Origin of the sequence: Thermodesulfovibrio sp. 1176 (assembly GCF_029946585.1) — a bacterium.
In the GTDB taxonomy this organism is placed as follows: Bacteria; Nitrospirota; Thermodesulfovibrionia; order Thermodesulfovibrionales; family Thermodesulfovibrionaceae; genus Thermodesulfovibrio.
In genome coordinates this window covers 173,508-199,716 of sequence record NZ_JARZRZ010000004.1, presented here as the reverse complement: position 1 = coordinate 199,716, position 26,209 = coordinate 173,508, and the positions used below count along the sequence as shown (strand labels likewise).

General features: G+C 32.4%; 26 protein-coding genes, 3 tRNA genes and 1 pseudogene. 17 read left to right on the top strand and 13 right to left on the bottom strand.

Annotated elements, in window-relative coordinates; translation table 11 throughout:
* Positions 1 to 16: 16 nt before the first annotated feature.
* Both QI155_RS08655 and QI155_RS08650 read left to right on the top strand, forming a co-directional pair.
* Positions 17 to 988 (top strand): GDP-mannose 4,6-dehydratase, encoded by a 972-nt coding sequence (locus QI155_RS08655; RefSeq protein ID WP_068860345.1) that lies wholly within the window; start codon positions 17 to 19, stop codon positions 986 to 988.
* Positions 989 to 1,001: 13 nt separating this feature from the next.
* Positions 1,002 to 1,421, top strand: a complete 420-nt coding sequence (locus tag QI155_RS08650; protein ID WP_068860292.1) for a universal stress protein — start codon at positions 1,002 to 1,004, stop codon at positions 1,419 to 1,421.
* On the opposite strand, the gene QI155_RS08645 is transcribed toward QI155_RS08650, so the two are convergent.
* Positions 1,414 to 2,463, bottom strand: a complete 1,050-nt coding sequence (locus QI155_RS08645; RefSeq protein ID WP_068860294.1) for a PAS domain-containing sensor histidine kinase — start codon at positions 2,461 to 2,463, stop codon at positions 1,414 to 1,416. The two genes, QI155_RS08650 and QI155_RS08645, sit on opposite strands and share 8 nt — an antisense overlap.
* Entirely contained in the window at positions 2,450 to 3,319 is an 870-nt protein-coding gene (locus QI155_RS08640; RefSeq protein ID WP_068860296.1) for a GGDEF domain-containing protein, read from the bottom strand. Before QI155_RS08640 ends, QI155_RS08645 begins: the two co-directional genes overlap by 14 nt.
* 81 nt (positions 3,320 to 3,400) lie before the next feature.
* Between QI155_RS08640 and QI155_RS08635 the strand changes: the two genes are divergently transcribed.
* The 6 genes and pseudogenes from QI155_RS08635 (at position 3,401) to QI155_RS08610 (ending at position 7,846) form a co-directional block, all read left to right on the top strand.
* Positions 3,401 to 3,474, top strand: a tRNA-Arg gene (locus tag QI155_RS08635).
* 18 nt (positions 3,475 to 3,492) lie between these two features.
* Entirely contained in the window at positions 3,493 to 3,648 is a 156-nt protein-coding gene (locus QI155_RS08630; RefSeq protein ID WP_173894043.1) for a hypothetical protein, read from the top strand.
* 12 nt (positions 3,649 to 3,660) lie between these two features.
* Positions 3,661 to 4,089, top strand: a pseudogene (locus QI155_RS08625) (thioredoxin domain-containing protein); the annotation flags it as partial.
* Positions 4,073 to 5,161: a cytochrome c peroxidase gene (locus QI155_RS08620; protein WP_281321439.1), complete on the top strand. Its 1,089-nt coding sequence runs from the start codon at positions 4,073 to 4,075 to the stop codon at positions 5,159 to 5,161. The pseudogene QI155_RS08625 and the gene QI155_RS08620, both read left to right, overlap by 17 nt.
* 16 nt (positions 5,162 to 5,177) lie before the next feature.
* Positions 5,178 to 5,915 (top strand): formate dehydrogenase accessory protein FdhE, encoded by a 738-nt coding sequence (gene fdhE, locus QI155_RS08615; protein WP_068860298.1) that lies wholly within the window; start codon positions 5,178 to 5,180, stop codon positions 5,913 to 5,915.
* On the top strand, positions 5,915 to 7,846 hold the full coding sequence (locus QI155_RS08610; protein WP_068860300.1) for a molybdopterin biosynthesis protein: 1,932 nt from the start codon (positions 5,915 to 5,917) through the stop codon (positions 7,844 to 7,846). Before fdhE ends, QI155_RS08610 begins: the two co-directional genes overlap by 1 nt.
* On the opposite strand, the gene QI155_RS08605 is transcribed toward QI155_RS08610, so the two are convergent.
* Both QI155_RS08605 and scpB read right to left on the bottom strand, forming a co-directional pair.
* Positions 7,843 to 8,793: a C40 family peptidase gene (locus QI155_RS08605; RefSeq protein ID WP_068860302.1), complete on the bottom strand. Its 951-nt coding sequence runs from the start codon at positions 8,791 to 8,793 to the stop codon at positions 7,843 to 7,845. The two genes, QI155_RS08610 and QI155_RS08605, sit on opposite strands and share 4 nt — an antisense overlap.
* Positions 8,794 to 8,804: 11 nt before the next feature.
* Positions 8,805 to 9,344, bottom strand: a complete 540-nt coding sequence (gene scpB / locus QI155_RS08600) for an SMC-Scp complex subunit ScpB (RefSeq protein WP_068860304.1) — start codon at positions 9,342 to 9,344, stop codon at positions 8,805 to 8,807.
* Between the two features lie 78 nt (positions 9,345 to 9,422).
* Between scpB and QI155_RS08595 the strand changes: the two genes are divergently transcribed.
* The 5 genes from QI155_RS08595 to QI155_RS08575 are packed head-to-tail and all read left to right on the top strand — an operon-like array spanning position 9,423 to position 13,478.
* Positions 9,423 to 10,184, top strand: a complete 762-nt coding sequence (locus tag QI155_RS08595) for a hypothetical protein (RefSeq protein ID WP_068860306.1) — start codon at positions 9,423 to 9,425, stop codon at positions 10,182 to 10,184.
* A 53-nt stretch (positions 10,185 to 10,237) separates the two neighbouring features.
* Positions 10,238 to 11,032 carry an amidohydrolase family protein gene (locus QI155_RS08590; protein WP_068860308.1) on the top strand — a complete coding sequence of 265 codons (795 nt, stop codon included), beginning with the start codon at positions 10,238 to 10,240 and terminating at the stop codon, positions 11,030 to 11,032.
* Positions 11,029 to 11,829 (top strand): YihY/virulence factor BrkB family protein, encoded by an 801-nt coding sequence (locus QI155_RS08585; RefSeq protein WP_068860310.1) that lies wholly within the window; start codon positions 11,029 to 11,031, stop codon positions 11,827 to 11,829. The genes QI155_RS08590 and QI155_RS08585 overlap by 4 nt, the downstream gene beginning before the upstream one ends.
* Entirely contained in the window at positions 11,826 to 12,590 is a 765-nt protein-coding gene (gene thiD, locus QI155_RS08580; RefSeq protein WP_068860312.1) for a bifunctional hydroxymethylpyrimidine kinase/phosphomethylpyrimidine kinase, read from the top strand. Before QI155_RS08585 ends, thiD begins: the two co-directional genes overlap by 4 nt.
* A 9-nt stretch (positions 12,591 to 12,599) precedes the next feature.
* Positions 12,600 to 13,478, top strand: a complete 879-nt coding sequence (locus QI155_RS08575) for a phosphoribosylaminoimidazolesuccinocarboxamide synthase (RefSeq protein ID WP_068860314.1) — start codon at positions 12,600 to 12,602, stop codon at positions 13,476 to 13,478.
* Here QI155_RS08575 and QI155_RS08570 read toward each other — a convergent pair.
* The 5 genes from QI155_RS08570 to QI155_RS08550 form a co-directional block, all read right to left on the bottom strand.
* On the bottom strand, positions 13,459 to 14,298 hold the full coding sequence (locus QI155_RS08570) for a deoxyribonuclease IV (protein WP_068860316.1): 840 nt from the start codon (positions 14,296 to 14,298) through the stop codon (positions 13,459 to 13,461). The genes QI155_RS08575 and QI155_RS08570 overlap by 20 nt on opposite strands.
* Positions 14,295 to 14,699, bottom strand: a complete 405-nt coding sequence (locus QI155_RS08565) for a hypothetical protein (protein WP_068860317.1) — start codon at positions 14,697 to 14,699, stop codon at positions 14,295 to 14,297. The genes QI155_RS08570 and QI155_RS08565 overlap by 4 nt, the downstream gene beginning before the upstream one ends.
* On the bottom strand, positions 14,696 to 15,073 hold the full coding sequence (locus QI155_RS08560; RefSeq protein ID WP_068860319.1) for a nucleotidyltransferase domain-containing protein: 378 nt from the start codon (positions 15,071 to 15,073) through the stop codon (positions 14,696 to 14,698). Before QI155_RS08560 ends, QI155_RS08565 begins: the two co-directional genes overlap by 4 nt.
* A 17-nt stretch (positions 15,074 to 15,090) precedes the next feature.
* Positions 15,091 to 15,163 (bottom strand) — tRNA-Cys (locus QI155_RS08555).
* 8 nt (positions 15,164 to 15,171) lie between these two features.
* A tRNA-Gly gene (locus QI155_RS08550) sits at positions 15,172 to 15,244 on the bottom strand.
* A 334-nt stretch (positions 15,245 to 15,578) separates the two neighbouring features.
* On the opposite strand from QI155_RS08550, the gene tsaA reads away from it, so the two are divergent.
* From tsaA to QI155_RS08530, 4 genes are all read left to right on the top strand, one after another.
* Positions 15,579 to 15,980, top strand: coding sequence for a tRNA (N6-threonylcarbamoyladenosine(37)-N6)-methyltransferase TrmO (gene tsaA, locus QI155_RS08545; RefSeq protein ID WP_068860321.1), 402 nt, complete (start codon positions 15,579 to 15,581; stop codon positions 15,978 to 15,980).
* 44 nt (positions 15,981 to 16,024) lie between these two features.
* The gene (locus tag QI155_RS08540) at positions 16,025 to 16,561 is read left to right on the top strand and encodes a nucleoside-triphosphatase (RefSeq protein ID WP_068860323.1); all 537 of its coding nucleotides are present in this window, start codon (positions 16,025 to 16,027) and stop codon (positions 16,559 to 16,561) included.
* A gap of 209 nt (positions 16,562 to 16,770) precedes the next feature.
* On the top strand, positions 16,771 to 17,163 hold the full coding sequence (locus QI155_RS08535; RefSeq protein WP_068860325.1) for a nucleotidyltransferase domain-containing protein: 393 nt from the start codon (positions 16,771 to 16,773) through the stop codon (positions 17,161 to 17,163).
* Positions 17,156 to 17,611 carry a DUF86 domain-containing protein gene (locus tag QI155_RS08530; RefSeq protein WP_068860327.1) on the top strand — a complete coding sequence of 152 codons (456 nt, stop codon included), beginning with the start codon at positions 17,156 to 17,158 and terminating at the stop codon, positions 17,609 to 17,611. The genes QI155_RS08535 and QI155_RS08530 overlap by 8 nt, the downstream gene beginning before the upstream one ends.
* 550 nt (positions 17,612 to 18,161) lie before the next feature.
* On the opposite strand, the gene QI155_RS08525 is transcribed toward QI155_RS08530, so the two are convergent.
* The 4 genes from QI155_RS08525 to QI155_RS08510 all read right to left on the bottom strand — a co-directional run bounded on the left by QI155_RS08525 (position 18,162) and on the right by QI155_RS08510 (position 26,045).
* On the bottom strand, positions 18,162 to 19,658 hold the full coding sequence (locus QI155_RS08525; RefSeq protein WP_068860329.1) for an HD domain-containing phosphohydrolase: 1,497 nt from the start codon (positions 19,656 to 19,658) through the stop codon (positions 18,162 to 18,164).
* 3 nt (positions 19,659 to 19,661) lie between these two features.
* Positions 19,662 to 20,030, bottom strand: a complete 369-nt coding sequence (locus QI155_RS08520; RefSeq protein ID WP_068860331.1) for a response regulator — start codon at positions 20,028 to 20,030, stop codon at positions 19,662 to 19,664.
* Positions 20,031 to 20,060: 30 nt separating this feature from the next.
* Positions 20,061 to 22,295, bottom strand: coding sequence for an ATP-binding protein (locus tag QI155_RS08515; protein ID WP_068860333.1), 2,235 nt, complete (start codon positions 22,293 to 22,295; stop codon positions 20,061 to 20,063).
* Between the two features lie 186 nt (positions 22,296 to 22,481).
* Positions 22,482 to 26,045, bottom strand: a complete 3,564-nt coding sequence (locus QI155_RS08510; RefSeq protein ID WP_281321438.1) for a PAS domain S-box protein — start codon at positions 26,043 to 26,045, stop codon at positions 22,482 to 22,484.
* Positions 26,046 to 26,209 lie beyond the last annotated feature (164 nt).

Below are 26,209 nucleotides of genomic sequence, written 5' to 3'. Positions count from 1 at the left end.
GTTAAAATATAAAACTATGCAGACTATATTAGTTACAGGAAGTGCTGGTTTTATAGGATGGGCAACATGTGATTTACTTTTAAAAAAAGATTTTATAGTTATTGGAATTGATAATATCAACGATTACTATGACCCAAAAATAAAAGAATTAAGATTGAACTCTTTAAAAAAATATGAAAATTTTATTTTTTACAAGGGAGACATCGAAGACCTGGATACTTTAAGGAAAATCTTTAAATCCCATAAAATAGAGGGAATCATAAATCTTGCTGCAAGAGCTGGAGTAAGAGCATCTGTAGAAAATCCATGGGGATATCTTGACACAAATGTAAAGGGAACAATCAATCTTCTGGAATGTGTTAAGGATTTTAATGTAAAAGTTTTTGTTTTAGCATCAACTTCAAGTGTCTACGGAGATACAGATAAGATTCCCTTTAAAGTCTCTGATTTTACTGATAAACCCCTTGCACCTTATCCAGCATCAAAAAAATCTGCTGAATTATTCTGCTATAGTTATCACTATCTATATGGAATAAATACAATAATTCCAAGATATTTTACAGTATATGGTCCCTTTGGTAGACCTGATATGAGTATTTTTAGATTTATAAAAAAAATAGACTCTGGTGAACCAATTACTGTATATGGCGATGGTAGACAAAAAAGAGATTTCACCTTTATTGAAGACATTGCAGAAGCAACAGTATCATGTCTTAATCTTGAAGGTTTCAAAATTTTAAATCTTGGTAATGACAATCCAGTAGAACTTATTTATGTTATCAATCTAATTGAAAAACTTCTCGGTAAAGAAGCAGAAATTCAATGGCAACCAAGACATCCAGCAGATATCTTTGCTACATGGGCAGATATAACAGAAGCAAAACAATACATTGGTTGGATTCCAAAAGTATCTATTGAAGAAGGAATAAGTAAAACAGTTCAGTGGTATAAAGAATATAGAGATTTGTTAAAAGACATAAAGATATAAGGAGGAATTAAAAATGCAGAGAATTTTAGTAGCCCATGATGGCTCAAAAGCTTCAGACAAGGCATTAAGAAAGGCACTGGAGATCGCTTTAAGTATGAATTCATCTCTTACTGTACTTGCTGTTGTCCCAGAGCTCTATCTTACAGAACTTTCCGATGCTGACAGACAAAGAATAACTGAAGTTTTAACCAGAGAAACAGAAGATACAATGGAAAGAATTAGAAAATCTCTATCTGGTAAACCAATAGAGATTAAATTTCTTGTAAGACAGGGCGATCCAGCTGAAAAAATACTTGAAACAGCTCATAAAATGAAAGTTGATTTAATTGTTACAGGTTCTCACGGAAAACACGGAACAAAAAAATTTCTTATTGGAAGCGTTTCTTCAAAAGTTGTTGAATACTCTAAATGCCCTGTTTTGGTTGTTAAGTAACAGAGGGAAAGTAAATATTAACTGTAGTGCCAGAATCTTTTTTGCTTTTTATTTCTATATAACCGTTATGAGCTTCTACAATACCCTTTACAATTGTTAAACCTAAACCAAATTTTTTGGGATCTGTTGAAAAAAGAGGATCAAAACAGTGTTTGAGTGTTTCTTCATCCATTCCCTGTCCAGAATCTTGAATTTTAAGTAATACTTTGGAATTAACTTTTTCCGTAGATATTGATACAACACCTTTCCCTTGAATGAAATTTTTGGCATTTTTTATTAATTCAATAATCAACTCTCTTATTTGTAAAGGATCCCCTTTTATTAATTGAGGTATTTCAGAAAGAGATGTCTCTAATATAATATCGTCTCCTAAAATTTCTTTAATCGTATTTTTTAATGATATTAAGAGATAATTTAAATTGAAGATAGCTTCGTTTGAAATAGAGGATTTTAGTTTTTTTAAAGCATTTACAAATTTTAATCCTTTTTCAGAGGCAATTATTAAATTATATAAATATTTCTGCATTTTCTCCTCTTTAATATTTTTTTCAAGTAATTGAGCAAAACCATATATTCCAGTTAAGATATTTGTGAGTTGATGAGTAAAGTTGGTTAAAATAGAATTTATTGCTTGAGATTCAATGGCTTCCCTATATTTTTCTTTTGCTATCTTAGTTTCTGTTATTTCTTTCCCTATTTCAAAGATCAGTTTCTTATTTTTACTGTATTTCAGTGGTATTGCAGTTAGTAAATAATATCTTCCCTCTGCAGATATCCTTTCATTGGTTTCTACCCTGTTAGTTTTTAATGCCTCATCGCATGGACAATTTTCGCATACTTTATCTCTATGATGCCAAAGGGAGTAACATTTTTTACCAATTACTTTATCATATGTTTTGCCGAGTCTTTCTATATATGCTTTATTTGCCCAAAGAACATTAAATTCTTCATCCAATAAAGAGAGATTATGTTCTATATTATTGAAAATTTCTGTTAAGTCTTCAGCGTTAATATCAAAATTGAAAATATTATTGGTTTCCATATATAGAAACTCTGTCTTTGCCAGCTTTTTTTGCCTGATACATTGCTATGTCTGCTTTTTTTATTGCTTCATCTATATCCTCTCCTGGTTCATAACTGTATGCGCCGATACTTACGGTTGTATTAATTGATTCATATTTTGGTATTTTTATTTGTTTTACTTTCTTTCTTAATCTTTCTGCAATATTATAAATGTGATTTATTTCACATCTGTATAAAATAACTAAAAATTCTTCACCACCGTATCTTATTACTTCGTCAAATCCTTTTATATTAGATTTTAAAGTTTTAGCAACATTTTTTAAGACAATGTCACCTACTGAGTGTCCATACTCATCATTTATTCTTTTAAAATTATCTATATCAATCATAAAAATGCATATTTTCATTTTACTTTTTTCTATCTTTAATTTCAGAATATCTAAATAAATTCTATTGTTAAGCCCAGTTAAAGGGTCTATAAATACCACACCTGGAAAATGTTTTAAAAGATCTCTCATGCTAATTATTCCAACTAATTGATTATTTTTATCAATGACTGGTAAATGACTGATATTGTATTGATTCATTAGATTCATCGCAGTTATTAAATGTTGCGATGCTCTTATAGTTATCAATTTTGAATTATTTTTATTAAGTTTAATAAGTAGATCACTTATTTTATTAGTTGACAATGATAAATTAAAAATTTTAGGGATGTCTCTAAGCGTAAGTATTTGTACTGGAAATTTTTTATCATTGGTTATGATAACACTACCTATTCCTCTTTGGGACATCAATTCTAAAAGCTCCAAAATTGTATTTTCTGTTGAAAGGGTATAAACATTACTTACCATTACACTTTTTACAAGAATCATTTTTGTTCCCTTAATTGTATAAAGATTTTAAAATTATATCAATTTGTTTAAGTTACGGTCAATTTGGTATAATTTTTTCAAGCCCCCTTAGCTCAGTAGGATAGAGCACAGGTTTCCTAAACCTGGTGTCGCAGGTTCGACTCCTGCAGGGGGCATTTTAAAAGGAGGATTCTATGAGAAGATTAAGTTTTATCTTTTTTTTATTATTTCTTTTTTGCTCTTCTGTTTTGGCAAGTGAAAAGAGATATTTCATATCTATTGAGAATTCACCATACATTGGTTCTGAAAACGCTCCTGTTACAATTATTGAGTTTATTGATTATCAATGACCCCATTGTGTAGAGGTCGGTCCGACCATTGATGGATTGGTTAGGGAGTTTGAGGGTAAAATAAAACTTGTTATTAAATTTTTCCCCTATCGATATAGAGATTATGCAAGAATTGCAGCAGAGGCAGCAGTGGAGGCATGGAAACAGGGTAAATTTGCTCAAATGCATGAGTTATTAATTAAAGGCTCACCAAGACTTGACAGAGAATCTTTAATTGGCTATGCAAAGGAGCTTAATCTCGATCTGGAAAAATTTATAAAGGCAATAGACAATCAAGAAGGTGCTTCAATAATTGAAAGAGATTTAAAACTTGCAAAAGATTTAGATCTTTATGTTACTCCTGCTTTCTATATCAATGGAATAAAGGTTTTAGGAGTAAGAGATTATGATTATTTTAAGGAGATAATTTTAAAGGAGCTTCAAAATGTTAAAAAAAAGTAACATTATTTTTATTGTAAGTGTTTTTCTAATCATTTTCGCTCTTGTAAATATTGAGGGCTTTGCATCTGATAAAGAGAAAAAAAAACTTGAACCACTACCTTTACCACCTATTCCAAAAGACAATCCAATGACACAAGAAAAAGTTGAGCTTGGTAAAAAACTTTTTTTTGACAGAAGACTCTCAGGAGATGGAACTACAAGCTGTGCAAGCTGTCACGATCCTGAAAAAGCTTTTACAGATGCCTCTGAAATCTCTTTAAGTTATCCAACAACAAGAAACTTAAGGAATGCACCAACTTTATTGAATGTGGCTTATGCCAAATATCTTTTTTGGGATGGAAGAGCTAAGACTCTTGAAGAACAGGCAGAATTTCCAATTATGTCAGCCTTTGAGATGAATCAGAATCTTGAATTTTTAGAAGAAGAAATTAGAGTTGTCCCTGAATATAGAGAAGCCTTTAAAAAAGTTTTCGGTCAGGAAGTAAATATTAAATTAATAGCAAAGGCAATTGCTGCCTTTGAAAGAACTCTCATTTCTAAGAATGCACCAATTGATAGATTTCTAAGAGGAGATAAAAATGCATTAAGTGAAGAGGCTAAAAAGGGTCTTGAGATTTTTAAAGGTAAGGGGAAATGCATTGAATGCCATTATGGAGCTTACTTAAGTGATCATGAGTTTCATGCTTTGATGGTTCCAGAAAATCCGAAATATGTTAATGAAGATAAATTTATAACTACAAGGCGCTATGTAGCCAAAATTAATAAATATCCTGATTACATGAATGTAAAGGAAGACCTTGGCAGATATTTTAAAACGAAGAAAAAACAGGATTATAAAGCCTTTAAAACACCTACCTTGAGAGAAGTTGCAAAAACTGCTCCATATATGCATAATGGTATATTTAAGAGCCTTGATGAAGTTATTGAATTCTTCAACAAAGGTGGAGGAGAAGGAAACAGAGTGTTGAAACCTCTTAATTTGACAGAAGATGAAAAGAAAGCATTGAAAACCTTTCTTGTAGAGGCACTTACTGGAGAAGATTTACAAATTAAACCACCAGAAATTCCTTAATTTTATTGGAGGAACTATGAAAATTGAAGATATAATAAAAGAAAAGCCTCATTTGCAAAGTCCTCTTGAGCTTTATGAAAAAATTAAAACTTTAACTGACCAATGCAAAAAAGAAAAAGAAAGAGTAAAACTTGACAGTTATACCGAATTAATTGATATAGTCCTTAAAAATTTTTCCTCTGTTTTTCAAATCCCCTATGAATCAATTTCATTTTTGAAGGATGAAATTTTAAAAAGTGGTAAAAATCCTGTTAAAGATCCAGCAAGTCTATGGTCACTTCCGATTCAGAGTGAAGAACTTTCAAGGGAAGAAATTGACAGAATGCTTTTCATTTTGAGCAAACCCTTTTTTGTTTTCTTAAGAAAAGAAGGACAGAAGGCATCTTTTATGGATACTGGAAAATGTCCAATCTGTGGAACAGACTCATCCCTTTCAATGATTGTTGAAAACAATGAAAGGGTAATGATTTGTCCTCTCTGTGAACATGGCGGAAGCTTTTTTAGAATAGGATGTCCCTATTGTTTTAATAAAAATTCAACAAGAATTGAGATACTTCTTGATGAAGAAGAAATAAGAGCAGAGCTCTGTCTTGAATGTAATACCTATATAAAAAGCTTTAAAGAAGAACAGTATATAAAATATAAAGACCCTTTTTTAATTGATATAATCAGTCTTCCTCTTGATATAGTTGTACAGAAGCGTGGATATATAAGGCGATCATCGAATATAATCGGATTGAGAATAATTGAGTAATGAGCAAGAAAGTTTTTCATGAACTTTTATCTCTTGATGAAGCAAAGGAAAAACTTTTATCTTCTTTTAAAGAAAGGGTTTCTACCCCAATTGCCTTTGAATTAGTTCCAGTTAAAGAGTCTTTAGGAAGGATTACAGCTCAGGCAGTTACTGCTCAATTTTCCTCTCCCTATTTCCACTCCGCTGCAATGGATGGATATACTGTTAGAGCCCGTGATACCTTTCAGGCTACTGAAAGAGAACCTGTAAGACTTAAAATCGGCGTTGATACACATTGGATTGAAACAGGAGACCCATTACCTCATGACTTTGATGCAGTAATACCAGTAGAGGATGTAAATATAAAAGAAGGATTTATAGAGATTTACGCATCTGTGCCTCCTTACAATGATGTAAGACCAATTGGAGAAGATATTGTTGCAACAGAGCTGATTATCCCTGAAAGTCATGTTGTACGACCTGCAGATATTGGAGCAATGCTTGCAAGTGGTATAACAGAAATAAAGGTACGAAAGAAACCTATAATTGGAATTATTCCGACAGGTTCAGAACTAATTGATGTTGAAACAATTAAAGAGAGGATGCCGAACCCACCGGAACTCATAGAATATAATTCAGCTGTTTTAGGCAGTTTAGTTACTGAAGTAGGAGCAGAGCCAAAAATTTATCAAATTGTTCCCGATGAAGAAAAGGCAATAAAGAATGCCATATTAAATGCTCTAAAAGAATGTGATGTTGTCTTACTTAATGCTGGGTCTGGATATGGAAAAGAAGATTTTACATATAAAGTTATAAATGAACTCGGAGAAATTATTATAAATGGCGTTGCAATAAAGCCAGGTAAACCCTTTATTGCAGGATTTATAGATAATAAGCCTGTTTTAGGAATTCCTGGTTATCCTGTATCAGCCTTTTTATGCTTTAACCTTTTTGTTAAGCCTATTATAGAACTTTATCTTGGTGTATCAACAAAGAAAGAAGAACAACTCAAAGCAATACTTTCAAGACAGATTTCATCAAACATAGGTGTTGATGAATTTGTAAGAGTAAAAGTTGGAAGGGTAGGTAGTAAATACATAGTAACACCAATGGGAAGAGGAGCAGGACTGCTTATGTCTGTGGTAAGAGCAGATGGGTATATTGTTATTCCAAGAGGTTCTGAAGGCTTTTCACAGGGTACTGAGGTGGTGGTAAATTTATGGCGTAGTAAAGAGGAGATTGACAGCACTGTTGTATGTATTGGAAGTCATGACAACACCCTCGATGTTTTGTATAACTTTTTAAGAAAAAATTATCCCCATGTAACCCTTTCCTCTGCACATGTTGGTTCAATGGGTGGACTTATTGCAGTCAAAAAGGGAGAAGCTCACATGGCAGGAACTCATCTCCTTGATGAGGAAACTGGGCAGTATAATGTTCCTTTTATAAAAAAGCTTTTACTAGATAAAAAAGTTGTACTTATAAATCTTGTTTACCGAATTCAGGGGTTTATTGTGAAAAAAGGTAATCCAAAAAATATTAAAGGATTTGAAGACCTTATAAGGGAAGATGTTGTTTTCATAAACAGACAAGCTGGTTCAGGAACAAGACTTCTTCTTGATAAACATTTAAAAGAGCTTGGGATATCTTCTGAGTCTATAAAAGGTTATGAAAGGGATGAATACACCCATATGGCAGTAGCTTCAGCAGTGCTTACAGGAAGAGCTGATGTTGGATTAGGAATTTTATCTGCTGCACAGGCATTGGGGCTTGATTTTATTCCTGTTACAGAAGAAAGATATGATATACTTATTCCTCAAGAATTCCTTGAACTTCCAATACTTCAAGCAGTTTTAAAAGTAATAAGAGAAGATGAAGAATTTAAAAAATCAGTTCAGTCTCTTGGTGGATATGACACCCGTGATATGGGTAAAATTATTTATTCAAATTAACCTTCCTGATTTTTAATTTCTTCTATAGCCTTTTCGATTGATTCTCTGTTAATTCCAAGAATGCGTTTTGCACCAATGTATCTACTTAGGTAGTAGGGTGCTTCAAGGCTGTCAATTGTTACTTTTTTTGACCTTGTTGATGCATGAATGAAGAGATTGTCTCCAAGATAAATTCCTACATGAGAAGGGAATTTTGCATAGGTTCTGAAAAATACAAGGTCACCAGGTTGAAGTTCCTCTTTTTTAACTGGTACTCCCACTGTAAACTGTTCTCTTGCACTTCTTGGCAAATCAATTCCAACCATTGAGTAAACTTTTTTCACAAAAAAGGAGCAATCAAGTCCACTAAAGCTATTTCCACCAAATCTGTATGGCAGATGAAGCATCTTTTTTGCAAAAAGAAGTAATCTCTCTGTTATGCTCATTTGGGAAAGATCTTCTGATGCTTTAATTTCCTCTATTTCCTCCTTTTTTTCTTCTATGTCTAATTTAGCATTAGATAAAGCAGGAACTTTTTCATTCTCTCTTATTGATAAATTTTCCTTTGGCTTAACTGGAGCTTTTACAAGTAGTTTCTGCCCTATATTTAATTTGTTACTGTTTAAATCATTTAGCCTTTTAAGTTCATCGACTGATATATTGTATTTTTTGGCAATTCTATATAAATTTTCGCCTTTTTTTACAATGTGATATTGAGGTTCTGTTGAATTTTTAAGTTCCTTTGATTTTTTTGTAATTTTACTGTTTTTTTCAGGAATTTCAAGTTTCATTCCTATTTGCAATTTATCAGTTGTTAAATTATTTGCTTCTTTAATATCTTCAACTGTAACATTGAATTTTTTTGAAATCCTGTAGATATTGTCGCCTTTTTTTACTGTGTATGTTTGAGCAAAAACAAGACAGGGGAAAATTATTGAAGCTATTATAAAAATAAATATTTTACTCATAAATCACCTCCTCATGCAGCATTAATTTTTTGAAGATCTATTGCTGGCAATTCATTTAAACTTGAAATACCAAAAACTTTTAAAAATTCCTTTGTTGTCCCATAAAGAAAGGGTCTGCCAGGCACTTCTTTTTTCCCTATGATTTTTATCAGTTTTTTTTCCATTAGAGTTTTTATTGCATAATCAGAATTTACACCTCTTATTTTTTCTATTTCTGCTTTGGTAATGGGTTGTTTATAAGCTATTATTGCAAGGGTTTCAAGGGCTTGTTCAGAAAGTTTATTATTAAGAGTTAAATTTTTAAATAAAGTTATCCAATCAGCATAAGCGGGATTAGTTACCATTTGATAACTTTCTTCCATCTGAACTATTAAAATTCCTGATTCTCTTGATTTATATTCATTAATAAGTTCATCCATTATGTCTTTAATTTCTTTATCTTGAATATTAAAAAGAGAGCTTAATATTTTTATGGAAAGGGGCTTATCGGAGATAAAAAGGAGTGATTCAAGAATTCTTTTTATTTGTTCTTTTTTTTGGAACAAATGCATGCTTAGCCATTATACACAAAAACAAGATGAAAAATCAACTATTAATTTATATAAAGTTCATATGTCATAATTAAAATTATGACTTTCAAATTTTTTAAGACAAGAACCATCAGCTTAATATATTTTGCTGGTTTGATTCTTACCACTGTGGAATTTATTTTTCAACTTATAGGGAAAAGTCTTTGTCAGACTGAAGGATGTAGAATTGTAGAAAGCTTTGTAAAAGGTGGAGATATTGTTTTGCTTATTTTTGGTATTTTTTTATTTACTATTCTGTTTTTCCTTTCTTTTAAAAAGGGACAAAAAGCTGATTATTCCCATTCTTTAATTTTAATAATTGCTCTAACTGTTGAGGGTTACTTATTGGGATTTCAAAGTTTTATCTTGAAGGAATTTTGTGTCTTCTGTCTTACAATTTTTGGATTCCTTTTTATAGCAACTATTTACAGATTTATGCAAGGAAGGAGGGAACTTATATATGCCTTTGTTTGTTTTTTGGCAGTATTTTTTATAATTTACATAGTAAACCCTCAAATCAATGAATTCCCATCTTCAAGATATGTTTTAGTTTATTCTAAGGATTGTCCTTATTGTAATGAAATCATTAAATTTTGTGAACAATTTTCTATTCCAGTGAAAACCATAGAGGCTAACGAAATTGGAGGAATTTTGAAAAGTTTAAAAATAAATTCTGTTCCTGTATTATTCTACAATGATGATTTAGAAAAGAAATTTATTATAGGAAATGACAATATAAAGACATATCTTTTAACTAAGGTAACTCCTCAGCAGAATTCATCTGAAGTATGTCCTATTTTTGCTCCATCGGAATGTAAATAGTGTTATTAAAAAATAAATTGATAAATTAAAATTTTTAAGATAAAATATCCTTTATGAAAATAATTGATTTTCATACACATGCTTTTCCCGATGAAATTGCCGAAAGAGCAATGCAAAAACTTCAGGAAAATTGTATAGTTAAACCATTTCTGAACGGGACAATTTCAGAACTTTTAAGATCTATGGATAAAAACGGTATTTCCACATCTGTTTTATGTAATATTGCTACAAGACCAGAACAGTTTGAATCAATATTAAAATGGAGTAAAAGAATTCGGTCTGAAAGAATTATTCCTCTTTTATCAGTTCATCCTGATGATAAAGAGTTAAAAGAACATTTAAAAATAGTAAAAAATGAAGGTTTCCCTGGAATAAAAATGCATCCCTATTATCAAAATTTCTCTATAGATGATGAAAGAGCATTTTATATTTATGAATCCCTAATAGAAAACGATTTATTTATAGTAATGCATTGCGGATATGATATTAGCTTTCCTGAATGGGATATTGCCTCTCCTGAACGAATATTGAATGTTTTAAATAAGTTTCCAGAACTTAAATTCATTACAACTCATCTTGGTGGATGGAAACAGTGGGATGAGGTGGAAAAGCTAATTATTGGAAAGCCAATATACATGGAAATATCTTTTTCATTTGGATGGTTAGCAGAGGATAAAATAAAAGACTTTATTATTAGACATCCTTCAGATTATATACTTTTTGGAACAGATTCTCCTTGGGCTGATCAAGGCAGGGAGATAGAAAATCTTAAAAAACTAAGCCTATCTGAATCTTTAATGGATAAAATTTTATATCATAACGGTATAAAGCTATTGAATATAAGATGATTCTTAGACTTCCTAAATCGATAATTGTAAGTTTTAAAGATTTTTACAAAGATGAGGGTATTTATCTAAGTGCTGCTCTTGCTTTTTTCTCGATTCTTTCAATTATTCCTTTAAGCATGTTCATTGTAAATATATTAATTACATTTACAAAAGAAGAGACTATTGTGAGATTTGTTTACAATAAATTAGTTTATTTATTCCCTTCAATAGAAATTCAGATGATGACTGAAATCAAAAAGTTACTTATGTTAAAAGGAGTCAGTGAAATTTCAATACTTTTGTATGGATTTTTCTCATTACAGCTTTTTACAGCAATTGAGTTTTCTTTAAATAAAATCTTTAAAATATCAAAACAAAGAAATATTCTTGTGTCTTTTTTAATGTCCTTTTTCATAATTTTAATAATAATTGTAGCAGTTGCTGCTTCTTTCGGGATATCTTATATAATTAAGCTGATCCGACCTCCCATGATTGAAGAATTGAGCACAATAATGAGATTTTTCGTAAAATACGTTATTACCTTTCTTCTTGTTTTTGTAATAATAGGATGTCTATATAAGTTTCTTCCAAAAAAGAAGATTAAAACAGTTCCCATTCTTATTGGAACTTTAATCACTACTATATTGATTGAGTTTGCAAAATATATTTTTGCCTTTTATGTATCTAATATAATAAAAATAAGTACTCTTTATGGCTCTGTATCAACTTTTCTTGCCCTTCTTATGTGGCTTTTTTATGCCTGGGCAGTTTTTTTATATGGTGCCGAATTAATAAATAATCTTGATAGAAAAAAATGAAGGTGGCTCTAACAATAGGTGGCTCAGACCCTACCTCTGGAGCAGGTATTCAGATGGATTTAAAAGTTTTTCAGGTTCTTGGTGTTTATGGTGTAAGCGTATTGACAGCCTTAACTTCGCAAAATACTACTGAAGTAGAAAATATTTATCCCTTATCATATGATTTAATTGATATTCAATTTAAAACTCTTCTTAAAGATATTAAACCCTATGGAGCTAAAACAGGAATGATTTATACTGAAGATGCTGTTGAGTGTATACATGAAAATATATTAAAATTTAAAGTTACGAATTTGATAATTGATCCCGTCATAATTTCAACGACAGGAACAAAATTAATTGAAGATTCTGCTCTTTTAAAACTGAAGGATAAATTAATTCCACTATCAAAAGCCGTAACTGCTAATATTTTAGAGGCTGAGATTCTTTCAGGAATTAAGATAAATTCTATTGATGAAGTAATAGATGCTTCAAAAATTATCCATAAAATGGGCACAGAAATAGTAATTATTAAGGGTGGACATTTTAATCATAAAGTTCCTGATTTTTTATATGATGGAAGAGATTTCTTAATGATAGAAGGTGAAAAACTTAAAGGACAATTTCATGGGACAGGATGTGCTTTTTCCTCAGCTTTTTTATCTTTTATTTGTAATGGCTATAATCCAAAGGAAGCCTTGAAAGCATCAAAAAATTTTGTTAAAAATGCGATTAGAAATGCTTTAAAATTAGGACAAGGCATGAATTTACTAAAAATATAGGATGAGGATATGCAAAAAATTGTGCTTGAAACAAATCTTGAAGGTGTAAAATTCCTTCGTAGAGGAAAAGTAAGAGATATTTATGAAGTGAATGATTATTTACTTATTGTTGCTACAGATAGAGTTTCTGCCTTTGATGTTGTACTTCCAAATGGAATTCCAGGGAAGGGTAGGGTATTAACGCAGATTTCTTTGTTTTGGTTTAATCAGGTAAAAGATATTATAGAAAATCATGTTGTTTCAGCAAATGTGGAAGAATTCCCAGAGTCTTTAAGAAAATATAAAGACATTCTTGAAGGAAGAAGCATGCTTGTAAGAAAGGCAACACCACTTCCTGTGGAATGTATAGTTCGTGGATATATAACTGGCTCTGGATGGAAGGATTATCAAAAAACAGGAATGGTCTGTGGAATTAAACTTCCTCCTGAACTTTTGGAATCTCAAAGACTTCCAGAACCAATTTATACTCCAAGTACAAAGGCAGAGCAGGGTCACGATATAAATATCAGTTTTGAAGAAACCGTAAAAATTCTTGGTAAGGAAACAGCTGAAAAAATAAGGAATTTTGCCATTACTATTTATAAAAAGGCATCAGAGATTGCAGAGAAAAAAGGAATTATAATTGCTGATACAAAAATGGAATTTGGTTTTTATAATGATAAAATCATTCTAATTGATGAGCTTTTAACGCCTGATTCTTCCCGATTCTGGTCAATGAAGGATTATTCTCCTGGAAAATCTCAAGACAGTTACGATAAGCAAATTGTAAGGGATTATTTGCTTTCAATAAAATGGGATAAAAAACCCCCTGCACCTGAGTTACCAGAAGAAATAGTAAAGAAAACTGCGGAAAGATATGAAGAAATATTTAAGATTCTAACTTTTTAAGGATCTCTCTCACAGTAGAAAGATTTTTTAAATCATCCTGGAGAGATTTTTTTGGTGTTTCAAGGATTAAGGGAACATTAGATAATTCTTTTATGTTTAAAAAGTTTTCAAACCCTTTGATTCCAATGTGTCCTTTGCCAATGTGCTCATGTCTGTCAATTTCAGAGCCTGCTGATGTTTTGGAGTCATTTAGATGAATTAGTTTAATTAGATCAAAACCATATTTATTTGATTCTTCAATGAATTTTGATATACCATCATCACTGGAAATGTCATAGCCAGCAGCAAAAAGATGGCAGGTATCAATACAAATCCCGCCAAGATTTTCATTATTAATATTGTTAAATGTTTCAATCAAATCTGGGATTTTAGATGTTATCTTACTTTTTGCGGTGTTTTCTATTAAAATTTTACATTTTTCAAGTTTTCCAATTTTACTGAATCCTTCACGGGTTTTGGCAAAAATTTCATTTTTATCCATGTCTTTGTTATCCTTTAAATGGATTACATAATAATCTGCACCGAGTAAATCTGCCATTAAGACTTCTCTTTTCAATAAATATCTGGAAGAAGCAATAGTTTTTGGATTTGATGAAATAAGATTTATCAAATAGGAGGCATGAACTATTAGAGGATTCAGTGCATGAAGCTCTCTTAAACTTTTAAATTCATCAATAATTTCTTGTTCAAATTCTGGAATCTGCCAAACTTGAGGACTGTGAAGAAAAATCTGGAAAGTGTTACATTTAAGTTCTACTGCTTCATTTATAGAGTTAATGAGACTATTTTTTATAGAAGTATGAACACCAATAGGTCTCAATTTTGTAAAATTTCTTCTACTTTTTTATACAAAACTTTAATTTCTGGAATTTTATTTTTTACTGTTATGATATTCTGCCAATTAATTTTTAAATATTGATGAATTGTTTCATTTATGTGTTTTGTAAGGGGTGCAATTTTATAAACAATGTCCCCTAAGAATTCATAACAGGCAAGCACTGTTTCTTTGTAGGTGTCAGGAATTTCTCTGTTGTATTTTTTTAAAACTTCTTCACAGAGGTCAACTATGCAAAGAATGATATCATTGATACATTTGTCAAGGATATATCTTATATCTCTATTCGCAAAATATTTATCTCTGTCAACTCCATAAATTTTATTCTGAAAATACTCAATAGTTTCTTTAAGAAAAGAAAGCAATTTTTCAGATTTTTTTTTCATATTTTATGCTCTCTTCTAAATCTTATACTTTCTGCTTCATGGAGTGCTTTGTGTGCAACATTGTAAAGAGTATCTAAATGAGGCTCTACAAGTGGAATACCCTTAAGAGCCTGCTGAATTATAAATGGGGATTCTTCTTCATCATCAAGCCTAAGAATTTCAATCTCTCTATCTGTGCTCATTAATATTTCATCAGTTATTTCAATAGCTTCTTTTTCAGAGGCATTTATGTATATGGCAAGGTCTATGTCTGAACGAGTATGTGGTTTCCCACTGGCAAAGGAACCGAAAAGATAAGCCAGAAGAATTTTATTTTCTTCCCTGAGTTTTTTTAGGACTTTTTCAAGATTTTCTAACTCTTTTTCAATGTGCATATTTCATATAAATAAAAAGGCGACGGCCGGATTCGAACCGGCGAATGGCGGTTTTGCAGACCGCTCCCTTAGCCACTTGGGTACGTCGCCAATAAAAAAGCGGGCGACGGGATTTGAACCCGCGACCCCAACCTTGGCAAGGTTGTGCTCTACCAGCTGAGCTACACCCGCATCAATTAACTCTCTTTTTAGGATCAAGAGAATCTATGATTTTCTCAAAGACCTCAAACTGTTCTTCGATTCTGCTTAATTTTAATTCTAACTCTTTTATCCTTTTATTTGCAAATAGTTCTATTAACTCTGCTTTTTTTGTTAAATTATCAAGTTCAGCAATTAATTTAATTATTCTTTCTTTTTCTCTTTTTCTTCTTTTTTAGCAATGAGTTTTTTAAAAAAGGAAATCATTTATAAAAAAATAGCACAAGGAATCATTTAAAGTCAACAATTGAGGATAATTTTCTAAAATTATATAATTTATTTATATAAACGAGGCTTTATAAAGGAAATGGAAGAGTTCATCTTTAAGCCAATAGGTTATGTTAAGACAAGGGCAGAAACAATCCCACGGCATTGGAGTGTTTCAGATGTGGAGGGTGAGATTATTGTAGATTCTGAATACAAAGTAGGTCTTAGGGATATAAAGTCAGGAGAAAAAATTGTTGTTATATTCTGTTTCCATAAATCTCCTCCTTTTACTGCTGAAAAACTTATTCAAAAGCCACCGCATTTAAATGAGACAAGAGGTGTATTTAGCACCTGCTCACCACACAGACCAAATCCAATTGGACTTTCAATACTTGAGGTAATTGATGTGGTGGATAACATAATAAAAGTAAGAAGGATTGATATGTATGACGGCACTCCGGTTCTTGACATAAAGCCTTATGTTGAATATACATCAAAATAGTTTTTATAAGAATTCAATTAACAATGTCTAAATATTAGTTAGAGATGAAGATAAAAAATATTCTAATTACAGGTAAGCCCAGATGTGGAAAAACTACATTAATTAAACAACTTGTAAAAGAACTAAATATTCCCGCCTCTGGATTTTTTACAGAAGAAATAAGAGAAAAAGGAGAGAGAACAGGTTTTAAAATTGTTACCTTAAGTGGCAAAGAGGGCTTACTTGCGAAGAAAGACATCAATAGTAAATTTAAAGTATCAAAGTATGGAGTTCTATTAAATGCTCTTGAAGAGATTGGAGTAAAAGAGTTGGAAAAGGGTTTGCAAAGTCACGCATTAATTGTTATAGATGAAATTGGTTCAATGGAACTTTTTTCAGAGAAATTTAAAAAGATTGTGCTGAAAGCTTTAGACGGGGATTGTTTTGTTTTAGGCACAATTACAATTAAATCAGACCCCTTTTGCGACATGATAAAACAAAGAAAGGATACAAAAATCTTTTTTCTTCAAAGAGAAAAATTTGATGAACTCAAAAAAGAAGTAAAGAAATTTTTAAACCAGCTATATTTAAAGCATATTTGACAAATAAATGTAAATCATAATTAATCCAAAATTACTGAGAATTAAAAATCTGTCTTTCGATTTTGCTGTCATTTAGAACTGGCAAATACCCTATGAATCTCTTATAATAAGCCATGAGATTTTTCGTATTTGGTTCAGAATTATAAAAAAGGATTTGTTTTTCTGATTAATGGAAAAAGTTTCAGTTTTAATTAGTGTTATAATATTTTATGAAAATAAGTCTAGATGGAGAAAAACTTCAATCTTTAGGAGTATCTGCTATATTAATTTTTGGTTCAACTGTTGAAGGAACAATGCATCCTAACAGTGATATAGATTTTGCAGTTTTGTTTAAAGACAAATCCCATTTAAAATCATCGCCTGTACAAGTATATGGTGAAATTTATGAAGAATTAACAAAAAATTTTAAAGGTAACATTGATATAGTTTATTTACATGAAACACCTCTTAGCCTTCAATTTAATGCAGTAAATGACGGTGAATTGATATTCTGTGCAGATGAAGAATTCTTTTATGAATATAAAGACAGAGTGATAATGCTATATCTTGATTTTAAGTACTTTGAAGGAATATTTGATAGGGCATTAATAAAAAATGATTAAAAAAGCACCAGTAAATACTGTAAAGGTGAGAAATATTCTTGCTCAGATTGAAGAAGGAATAAAAGAACTTGACACATTAAGTAGATTAACTCTAAATGATTTTTTATCTGATAAGAGGAACTATATTGTTGCAGAACATTATTTAAGAAGATGTCTTGAGAGAATATTAACAATAGGAAGTCATTTTCTCTCACGTATTAATGCCAAGACAAAGGATTATCAACAGATTATATTAAGTCTTGGTGATCATGGTTTAATTCCAAAGGACTTTGCTGAGAGAAATAAAAATCTTGCAGGATACAGAAACAGATTAGTTCATATATACTGGGAGATAACGCCTGAAGAACTTTACAATGTCATAAATCAGCATTTAAATGATTTAATTGAATTTTGTAAATATTACCAAGACATTTTATCAAATCTTAAAAAATATGGCTTAGAAAGTTAAATCTAAAGTTGGTGCCAGATGTTTTATGCTTTTCTACCCATTCTGGTAATTCTTTTTTCATTAAATAAAAAAATTTGTTAATATGGAAAGAAAATATAAGATTTATCAATGTGATGAAGAAATTTGCTTAATTGCCTATTACTTAATTTAGGCGGTGTTAAGGTTTAATCTTTTCTTTTTTGTTTAGAAATGTGCAAAGAAATATTTCTGCTTGGCGTAGCTCATTCAAAAAGGTTCAGCTTTATTTCCACACTTCTGATAAACTATCTCAAGCACCTGCCAGAAGAAATCTATGGCTCTACCAATACCGTTTGTCCTGCCTATAATAACCACTTAACGGCATCTTCCCAATCTCTAAGTAAAAGAAGATTTATGATGTATTAGGATTCAAAGAGCGACCTTATAGAAGGAGAAATTTGTGTTACCCAAAACACAAAAACTACTCCTCTGAAGCTTTGTGCAGTAATGGTTTTTTCAAAAAACTTAACAAGTTGGGTAAAGTTGGAAAAAATCAGAAGTTTAAAAATACCATTTGCTACTATAGATATTTTTACTTCAATCTTTCATAAGTTTCTTCAAATAGATGTGCTGTTTTTTTGAATGCTGAAAGAATGTTAGGGTCAAAATGGTATGGCATAGTTCTTCCATCACCTTCTACAATAATTTTATAAGCTGTTTCATGGTTAAAGGCTGGTTTGTAAACTCGTGCATTTCTTAAAGCATCATACTGGTCTGCCAGATTTACTAATCGACCTTCAAGAGGAATTTCTTCACCTTTAAGTCCCTTTGGGTACCCAGTGCCGTCAAATCTTTCATGGTGTGTTAATGCAATAGTAGCACCAATGCTTAGCCGTGGGTGTTCTCCAATTATTTTATAGCCGAATACGGTGTGCATTTTCATCAATTCCCACTCTTCGGGGGTAAGTTTTCCTGGTTTTCTTAAAAGGTCTGGATGAATATGGAGTTTCCCAACATCGTGGAGAGTTGCTTGTATTCTTATTTTATCTATAATTTTTTCTGGTAGATTCAATTCTTTACATAGTATGGCACAGTATTCACCTACTCTTAATATGTGATTTCCGGTATCTTCATCATTTGCCTCTGCACCTCTTGCCAAGGCATATACGGTATAATTAAAAGCATCTTCTGTTTCTTTTGCCTGATTGGATAGGGAACGAAGAAACATTATCTGTGTTACGAGACTTCTTAAAACTGAAACATCATATTCTGTAAGTTTTTTCCCATAATTTAATGCAAAGACACTCAGATTTTCACTAAAAAAACATGCAAAATTATAAACTCTTATTCCAAATTCCCGAAAGAAAAAGTGAAATGAAGATCTTTCGTTTTGTTCTTCATTTGAAAAGAATACATCAAAGTCCCCTTTTTTAAAAAAGCCATAGTTATCTCTTAATATGACCTTATTTTTTAATAGTTTGGTATTTTTGTATTCGTACATATACCAATCAATGTTTTGTTCGTCTTTTAAACCGAGTATAATGATTTGGGGGTTGCCTGATTGTTCATGCTCTTTTTTGAGTAAACCTTGTATAGTTATCTCAAAGCTTGTTAGGAAGTCAAAAGAGGCAGGATCAAAAAGTTTAATCAGTTTTTCGCTTGTTTCAGTCAGAGCGATAATATTTTTATAAGAACTTATCACCCTGTCATTTAAGTCTTTTACCTTGAGTAAAACTTTAATTCTCGCAAGGACTTCCAATCTGTCAAAGGGCTTTGTGAGAAACTCTTCTGCGCCTGCTTCAATACCTTTTATTCTTTCTTCTTTACTTGCGAGGGCGGTTATAATAATAACTGGTATATGTCGCCACTTCTCAGAACTTTTTATTCTTTTTGTAACATCAAAGCCATTCATCTCTGGCATCATTACATCAAGTAGTATGAGGTCTATATTTTTTTCTTCAAGAATTGCCAAAGCTTCTTTGCCATTTTTAGCCTTAATCACATCGTAACCTACAGGTTCTAAAATGGCAGAAAGAAGTTCAAGGTTGTAGGGTTCGTCATCAACGCAAAGTATAACTGGTCTTTCCATTTTTTACTCTTTTTTTAGATGTTTCTTAATAATTTCAGGTATTTTTCTTGTTTCATAGGGTTTTGTAATATAGTCTTCAGCGCCTAATGAAAGAGCCTTTTCTATTTTATCACTAAAAGCTACTGATGATATAATCAAAACCTTTATTTCTTTTATTTCAGGATCATCTTTTATTATTTTAAGTGCTGTCAGCCCATCCATTACGGGCATTTGCACATCCATTAAGATTAAGTCAGGCTTGTTCTCTTTAGCTATTTTTATTGCTTCTGCTCCGTTGCTTGCTGAAATAACATTGTAGCCGTGGTATTCTAACAATTCAATAAGCAATTTTCTGTTTATTTCGTTGTCATCTACTACAAGTATTACTGCCACTGCTAATTCCTTAAGGATTTTACTAAATTCTCATTTTTTTGTATCTTCTTTAGTTAAATTAACGGGAATAGTAAAGAAAAATGTGCTTCCTTTGCCAAACTCACTTGTAAAGCCAATCTCCCCTTGATGTAATTCAACTAATTTTTTTGTAAGGGCTAAGCCTAACCCTGTGCCTTCATACTGCTTTGTGTAAGGCGACTCTAACTGACTGAATGGCTTAAACAACCTTTCAAAATCTTCTTTTTTGATCCCAATCCCTGTGTCAGTCACAGAAAATTGGATAAAATTATCTTTTTTCTCTGTTTTTATAGTAACGCTGCCACCGTCTTCTGTAAATTTAACGGCATTGCTTAGAAGGTTATAGAGCATTTGCTTGAGTTTTCTTTCATCAGCCTTAATGATTATATCTGTTTCAGGGGATATTTCCATTTTTAAGGATATGTTGTTTTTCATTGCCTTTTCTTTAATCATCATAACAGAGGAGTTTATGACCTCTTTTATGTAAACTTCACTAAGTTCTAATGTCATCATACCTGCTTCAACCTTAGAAAGGTCAAGTATTTCATTAATTAGAGAAAGCAGGTGCTTTCCGCTGTTATAGATGATAGTCAAGTATTCCCTCTGTTTTTCATTTATTTTTCCATAATGTTCATCAAGAAGGACTTCAGTATAACCATTAATTGAGTTTAAAGGCGTTCTAAGTTCGTGACTCATGTTTGAGAGAAACTCACTTTTAGCTCGAGAGGCTTCTATAATCTGGTTATTTAGAGATTCCAGTTCTATTTTTCGACTTTGTAGTTTATCAATTGATTCTTGCAAATTCTCTTTGAGAATTATTATTTCATTCATACGCTTTATATTACTAATACCTATAGAAAGCTGGATGGCACAGTTTTTTAGTAGTTCTATATTATTCTCATCAAAGCCATGAATACAAATAGTTTCCAATACACCTAAGTTTTCATCACCATATATTAATGGAAGGGCTACAATATCCTTTGGAATTATCGTTCCAAAGGCAGTATCTAACTTTACTGTATCCTTTGGAATATTTTTTATTGCCACTATATCCTTGTCTAAAAAGGCTTTTTTGGAAATCTCATCAGCTTCCGATGGAAGAGTAACAAGATAAGTAGCAGTTGGGTTTAGTCTCCCCCATTCATTAATGTATAAAATAGAGCCTTCTGCACAGGTGATTTTTGCCAGCTTATTTAATATTGTGTTTGAAAAATTATGTAAATCAGCAAATGACTGGTTAAGTATTGTTAGAAATTCAGCATATCTTTTATCTATATCTTCTTTCTCAATAAGCTTTTTATTCAAATCATTAAGTTGATAAATTAAGCGGGCAAACTTGATACTAATTATTCCAGTGGCAAAAGAAGAAAACAATAAAATTCCTATCAAAATTTTTAATAATGACGATATCGGTGCCATAACTGTTGTTTTATCATGTGTAACTATTATAGTCCATGCAGGATTGGGCAGTCTTTTGTAAGACAGAAACACATCATTTTTAAGAATCGGGTCTGTGGCTGATAGAACTTTATTTTCTATAAAATCGTCTTTGATAAAGGTTTCAAATTCTGGAATTTTTACAAGATTATCGCTCAATTTTAGACTGCTGTAAATTATATGATTGTTTTTATCAACTATATAAATATGCTTATCTTCTGAAGCAAGTATGTCTAAATAAGCCTTAAAATAGTCCCTTTCAGGAGATGCAAAGATGACACCAATAAAATTGTTGCCATCTAAAATAGGCATGGATATTGTGAATGTATATCTAATCGGCATACCTTTTCTTAGGTAAAGTTCAGATATATGAGGTTGTAAGGTCTCTTTTGCACCTTTAAACCAATCTCTAAAAGAAAAATCCTTTCCAATTATATTTGGATCATGGGGAGCTCTTGATATCAATATACCATCTTTTGTTGCGATGCCTGCTGTCTCTAATTGTGGATTATTGGCAATTAAATCATCTAAATGCCTCTGAAGATCTCTAAAATCCCCCTTTTTTAGAGCATTAATAAGAGACCTTCTTATAGCAAAAGCCTTAATATATTTTATATCGCTATTTAGTCGGGCATCAATCCTGCTTTCTGTTATTTGAATGGACTGAATAATATCATTTTCGATATGGTTTTTTAATATCTTATACGGCACAAGATAAAAATAAATGCCTATTGCAGTAGCTGGTATAATAGTTAAAAGCAAGCCACTAAGGAAAATGCGCCATTTTTTTTCGATCAGCCAGTTAATCATAATTAACCTTCACATATGTCTAAAATAAATTTAGAGAGGAAGCCTCAATAAGGTAAAATTATTTGACAAAACCCTAAAAGAAGGCTTCCTTATACTAAGTATATCAGTATTTTTGTAAAAATTCTATAAAAAATAGTCCACCCTCTTAGCCCTACCGATTTTGAATTGAAATTAATATTATTTTCTCTATTTTTCAGTGCCTAATACCTGTTTAATTTTTAAGGAGAGGTCTTTTATGGTAAAAGGCTTTTGGATAAAGGGAGTGCTTTCATCAAGCACTCCATAATGAGCGATAGCGTTATCCGTGTATCCTGACATATAAAGCGCCTTGATGTTAGGGTGATTCTTTCTAAGCCTTTCCACCAAAACCTTCCCATCCATAATCGGCATAATGACATCGGTAATGACAAGGTCAGGCTTTATCCCTTTTTCTTCCACCAATAGCAAAGCCTCTCCACCATTTGCTGCAACAGTGACTTGATAACCTAATAAAGTAAGCATTTCTTTAAACAAATCCTGTAATGATGGTTCATCTTCGACAATAAGGATATGTTCTCCTCCAACTTTGAGTTCGGCATCTATCTCTTCTTTTTTTACCTCTGTTTTTGTCTCATACACAGCAGGAAGATATATCTTAAAGGTTGAGCCTTTCCCAAGTTCAGAATAAACATGGATATGTCCGCCTGATTGCTTCACTATTCCATATACAGTGGAAAGTCCTAATCCTGTGCCTTTCCCTTTTTCTTTGGTAGTAAAGAATGGTTCAAACAGCCGTGATAAGATCTCTTTGTCCATACCAATACCTGTGTCAGTAATAGCAATCATTACATAATCTCCAGGTTCAACTGATACATGATTTTGGATATACAATTCATCTAAAACAACATTAGCAGTCTCGATTATGAGCTTCCCGCCATAAGGCATAGCATCACGGGCATTAACTACAAGATTCATGATGACCTGCTCAATCTGTCCTGGGTCTGCCTTAACATTGGATATATCTTCTGCTAATACCATAGTAAGCTCAATGTTTTCACCTATTAAACGTCGTAGCATTTCCTCTATTGCCTTAAGTGATTCATTGATGTTTAAAATCTTAGGTTGGAGTATCTGTTTTCTGCTAAAGGCTAATAGTTGCTGGGTAAGTGACATAGAACGGCGACCTGCTTCAATGATTTGGAGTATATCTTTTCTTATAGGGTCTTGGGGATGTAACTTATTAAGTATCATCTCACCATAACCTAAGATAACATTAAGCATGTTGTTGAAGTCATGGGCTATGCCACCAGCAAGTTGTCCTATGGACTCCAGTTTTTGCGCTTGATAGAGTTGAGCCTCCAATTCTTTTTCTCTTGTAATATCGTGAATGATTGAATGAAGATACTCTTTTCCCTTTATCTCAACCTTACTACTGAATACCCTTACATCTCTGATAGAACTGTCTGCAAGACGATGGCGAAACTCAAAATAGGTCTTCTTTAATGTCCTTGCCTTTTCCATCTCTTTTTTGATTTCTTCAGGCGGAAGGGTGTTAATCTGCTGGATCTTCATCCGTTTAAGCTCTTCACGACTCCAGCCATAGAAATTAACAGCAGCCTTATTGGCATCAACGATCTGTCCTGTATCAGGGTCAATCAGAAGTTTTACGGCAGCATGGTCTTCAAATAATCTGCGATAACTCTCCTCGTTCTCTATTAGAGCCTTTTCCATTCTTTTGCGTTCAGTGATGTCAGTTATAATGTGGACAAAACCGTCAATCTTGCCGTCTATATCTATGATAGGGTCCGATACAATCTCAAACCAATTACCGTTAATTCTTAATTCAACGCTTTCCCTACGAAGGCTTTTTCTTACTTTAAAAACAGGGCATTCTGGTATCGGCTCAGCTGTGTTATGCACATATTCCCAACAGTGACGACCGACTATTTCATTACATGATAGATGAAAATATTGTTCTACAGCCTTATTTGACTGCAGTATCCGCATGTCCTTATCCATAATCCAGATTACACTATTGACAGCATCAAATGTTCGCTGCCAGGCTTTAGCTCTCTCTGCTACCAAATCTTCAGCATTTTTGCGGTCTGTGATATCCTGAATATATCCTTCAAGAAAGAGTAGTTCACCATTTTCGTCGAATACTCCTCTACCCTTTTCCCAAACCCATTTTATCTCTCCCGAGGCAGTGCGTATCTGATACTCGTCCTCAAAGGGAAGCTTCTTCTCTTGTATTAGTTTTTGCCATTTTTCCCAAAGGTATGTTTGATATTCCTCTAAAATTAAATCATTAAAAGAGATTTTTTTATTATTAATCAAATCCTCAGGTAAGTAACCAGTTAATTCATAGCATCCATCGCTGACAAAAAGCATAGTCCAGTTCTTGTCGTTTAATCGGCGATAAGCCATACCAGGCAGATTACTAAGCAGTGTTGAAACCTCTCGTTCCTTTTCTCTTAGGGCATCTGCTGATTGTTTGGCTAATCTTTGGTTGTGATGAGCCTCAAGAAGTTGCCCGATAGTATTAAGCAACGGTTGGAGGAAATTTACAATGTTATAGTCATAGCCATCTGGACGGTTGGCTATCCCAACCATTGCAACTAATTTATCTGCAAACTTAATGGGCAGACCAAGATAGGCATTCATGGGCGGATGTCCCTTTGGCAAACCACCTCTGCGGGGGTCATTGAGGGGGTCATTACTTATTACAACATCGCCAGACGTGAGAGTTGCGCCAAAGAGGGTCTTAAGATTATAGAATTCGAACCCCTCTGACGCTTTCTCCTCATATAATCTCCGCGTCTCATCGTCCCAAGAGATATTCGTAATGGCATGAGTTTTTAGGTAAGGCTGTCCGTTAGGTGTTAACAAAACCTCGCCGATGAAGCCATACTCGCTATCCGTGATTGCTAATATATCAGTAAGCATATTTTTGAAAGTGCTTGATATATCCATGTTTGCAATGAAGTTTTGCTGCGCTCGGGTTATAGCCATGAGCAATTTTTGCTGCCTTATCATCATCTCTTCTGCCCGTTTTTGTTCTGTGATATCGAGCATGGACACAACGCTTCGTTTCGTTTCTGGTATCATTTTCACTTGTAGCAAGGCGATGCGCTCTTCACCTGATTTGTTGATCAACTTCACTTCGTATTGAAAGGGCGCTTTTTCTGGATCTTCACGCCTTAGCTTGTGATATCTAAGCATCATCTCTAAACTCTCAGGAGCAACATATTTAGTCCAACTTGTTCCAATAAGCTCTTCTGGGCTATAACCTGTAACCTGAGAACATGTTTTATTTGCCATAATAATAGTAGTATCTTCGTCAACAATCAAGGTTGCAGTGCCTGTGGCTTCAAATATTGCTTGATAAATAGATTCACCTTTTTGAGTAAGTTTTTTTGATTTTTCTCTTAACCGAAGTAGAAGTCCCACTTTAGCCTTGAGTTCAACATCTGAAATGGGCAAAAGAAGGCAGTCGTCAAATCCCTCAGACAGCCAAAAATCTAAGTCATCATCCTTATCAAGGATAATTAAGACTGGCAAAAGGGTATCAACTTTTTGCTTTAAATCGAGGATTTGCTTTCCAATTTCAGATGCAGATTTGGTATCCAAAATAAAGAGATCCGCCTGAGTCCAGCCTTCTTCATGATAATGAAGGATTTCATAGCCAAAAGAGGCAAGATGTCTGGCAATAAAATTCCACTCCTCAAGATTACTTATAGAAGTTACAATTTTTTTATTGTTTTTGCTCATGCAATACTATCACCTTTTGTTGAATTCTAACAAAAAATTGTGATTTTGTAAATATCAAAAATTGTCGATAAAAAATGCAAATATTTTTTGTTTTATCACATTTATGAGCCTTCTTTTTGAGGTTTTATTTTACCAATTTGGTGATATTTTATATAACCCTTAAA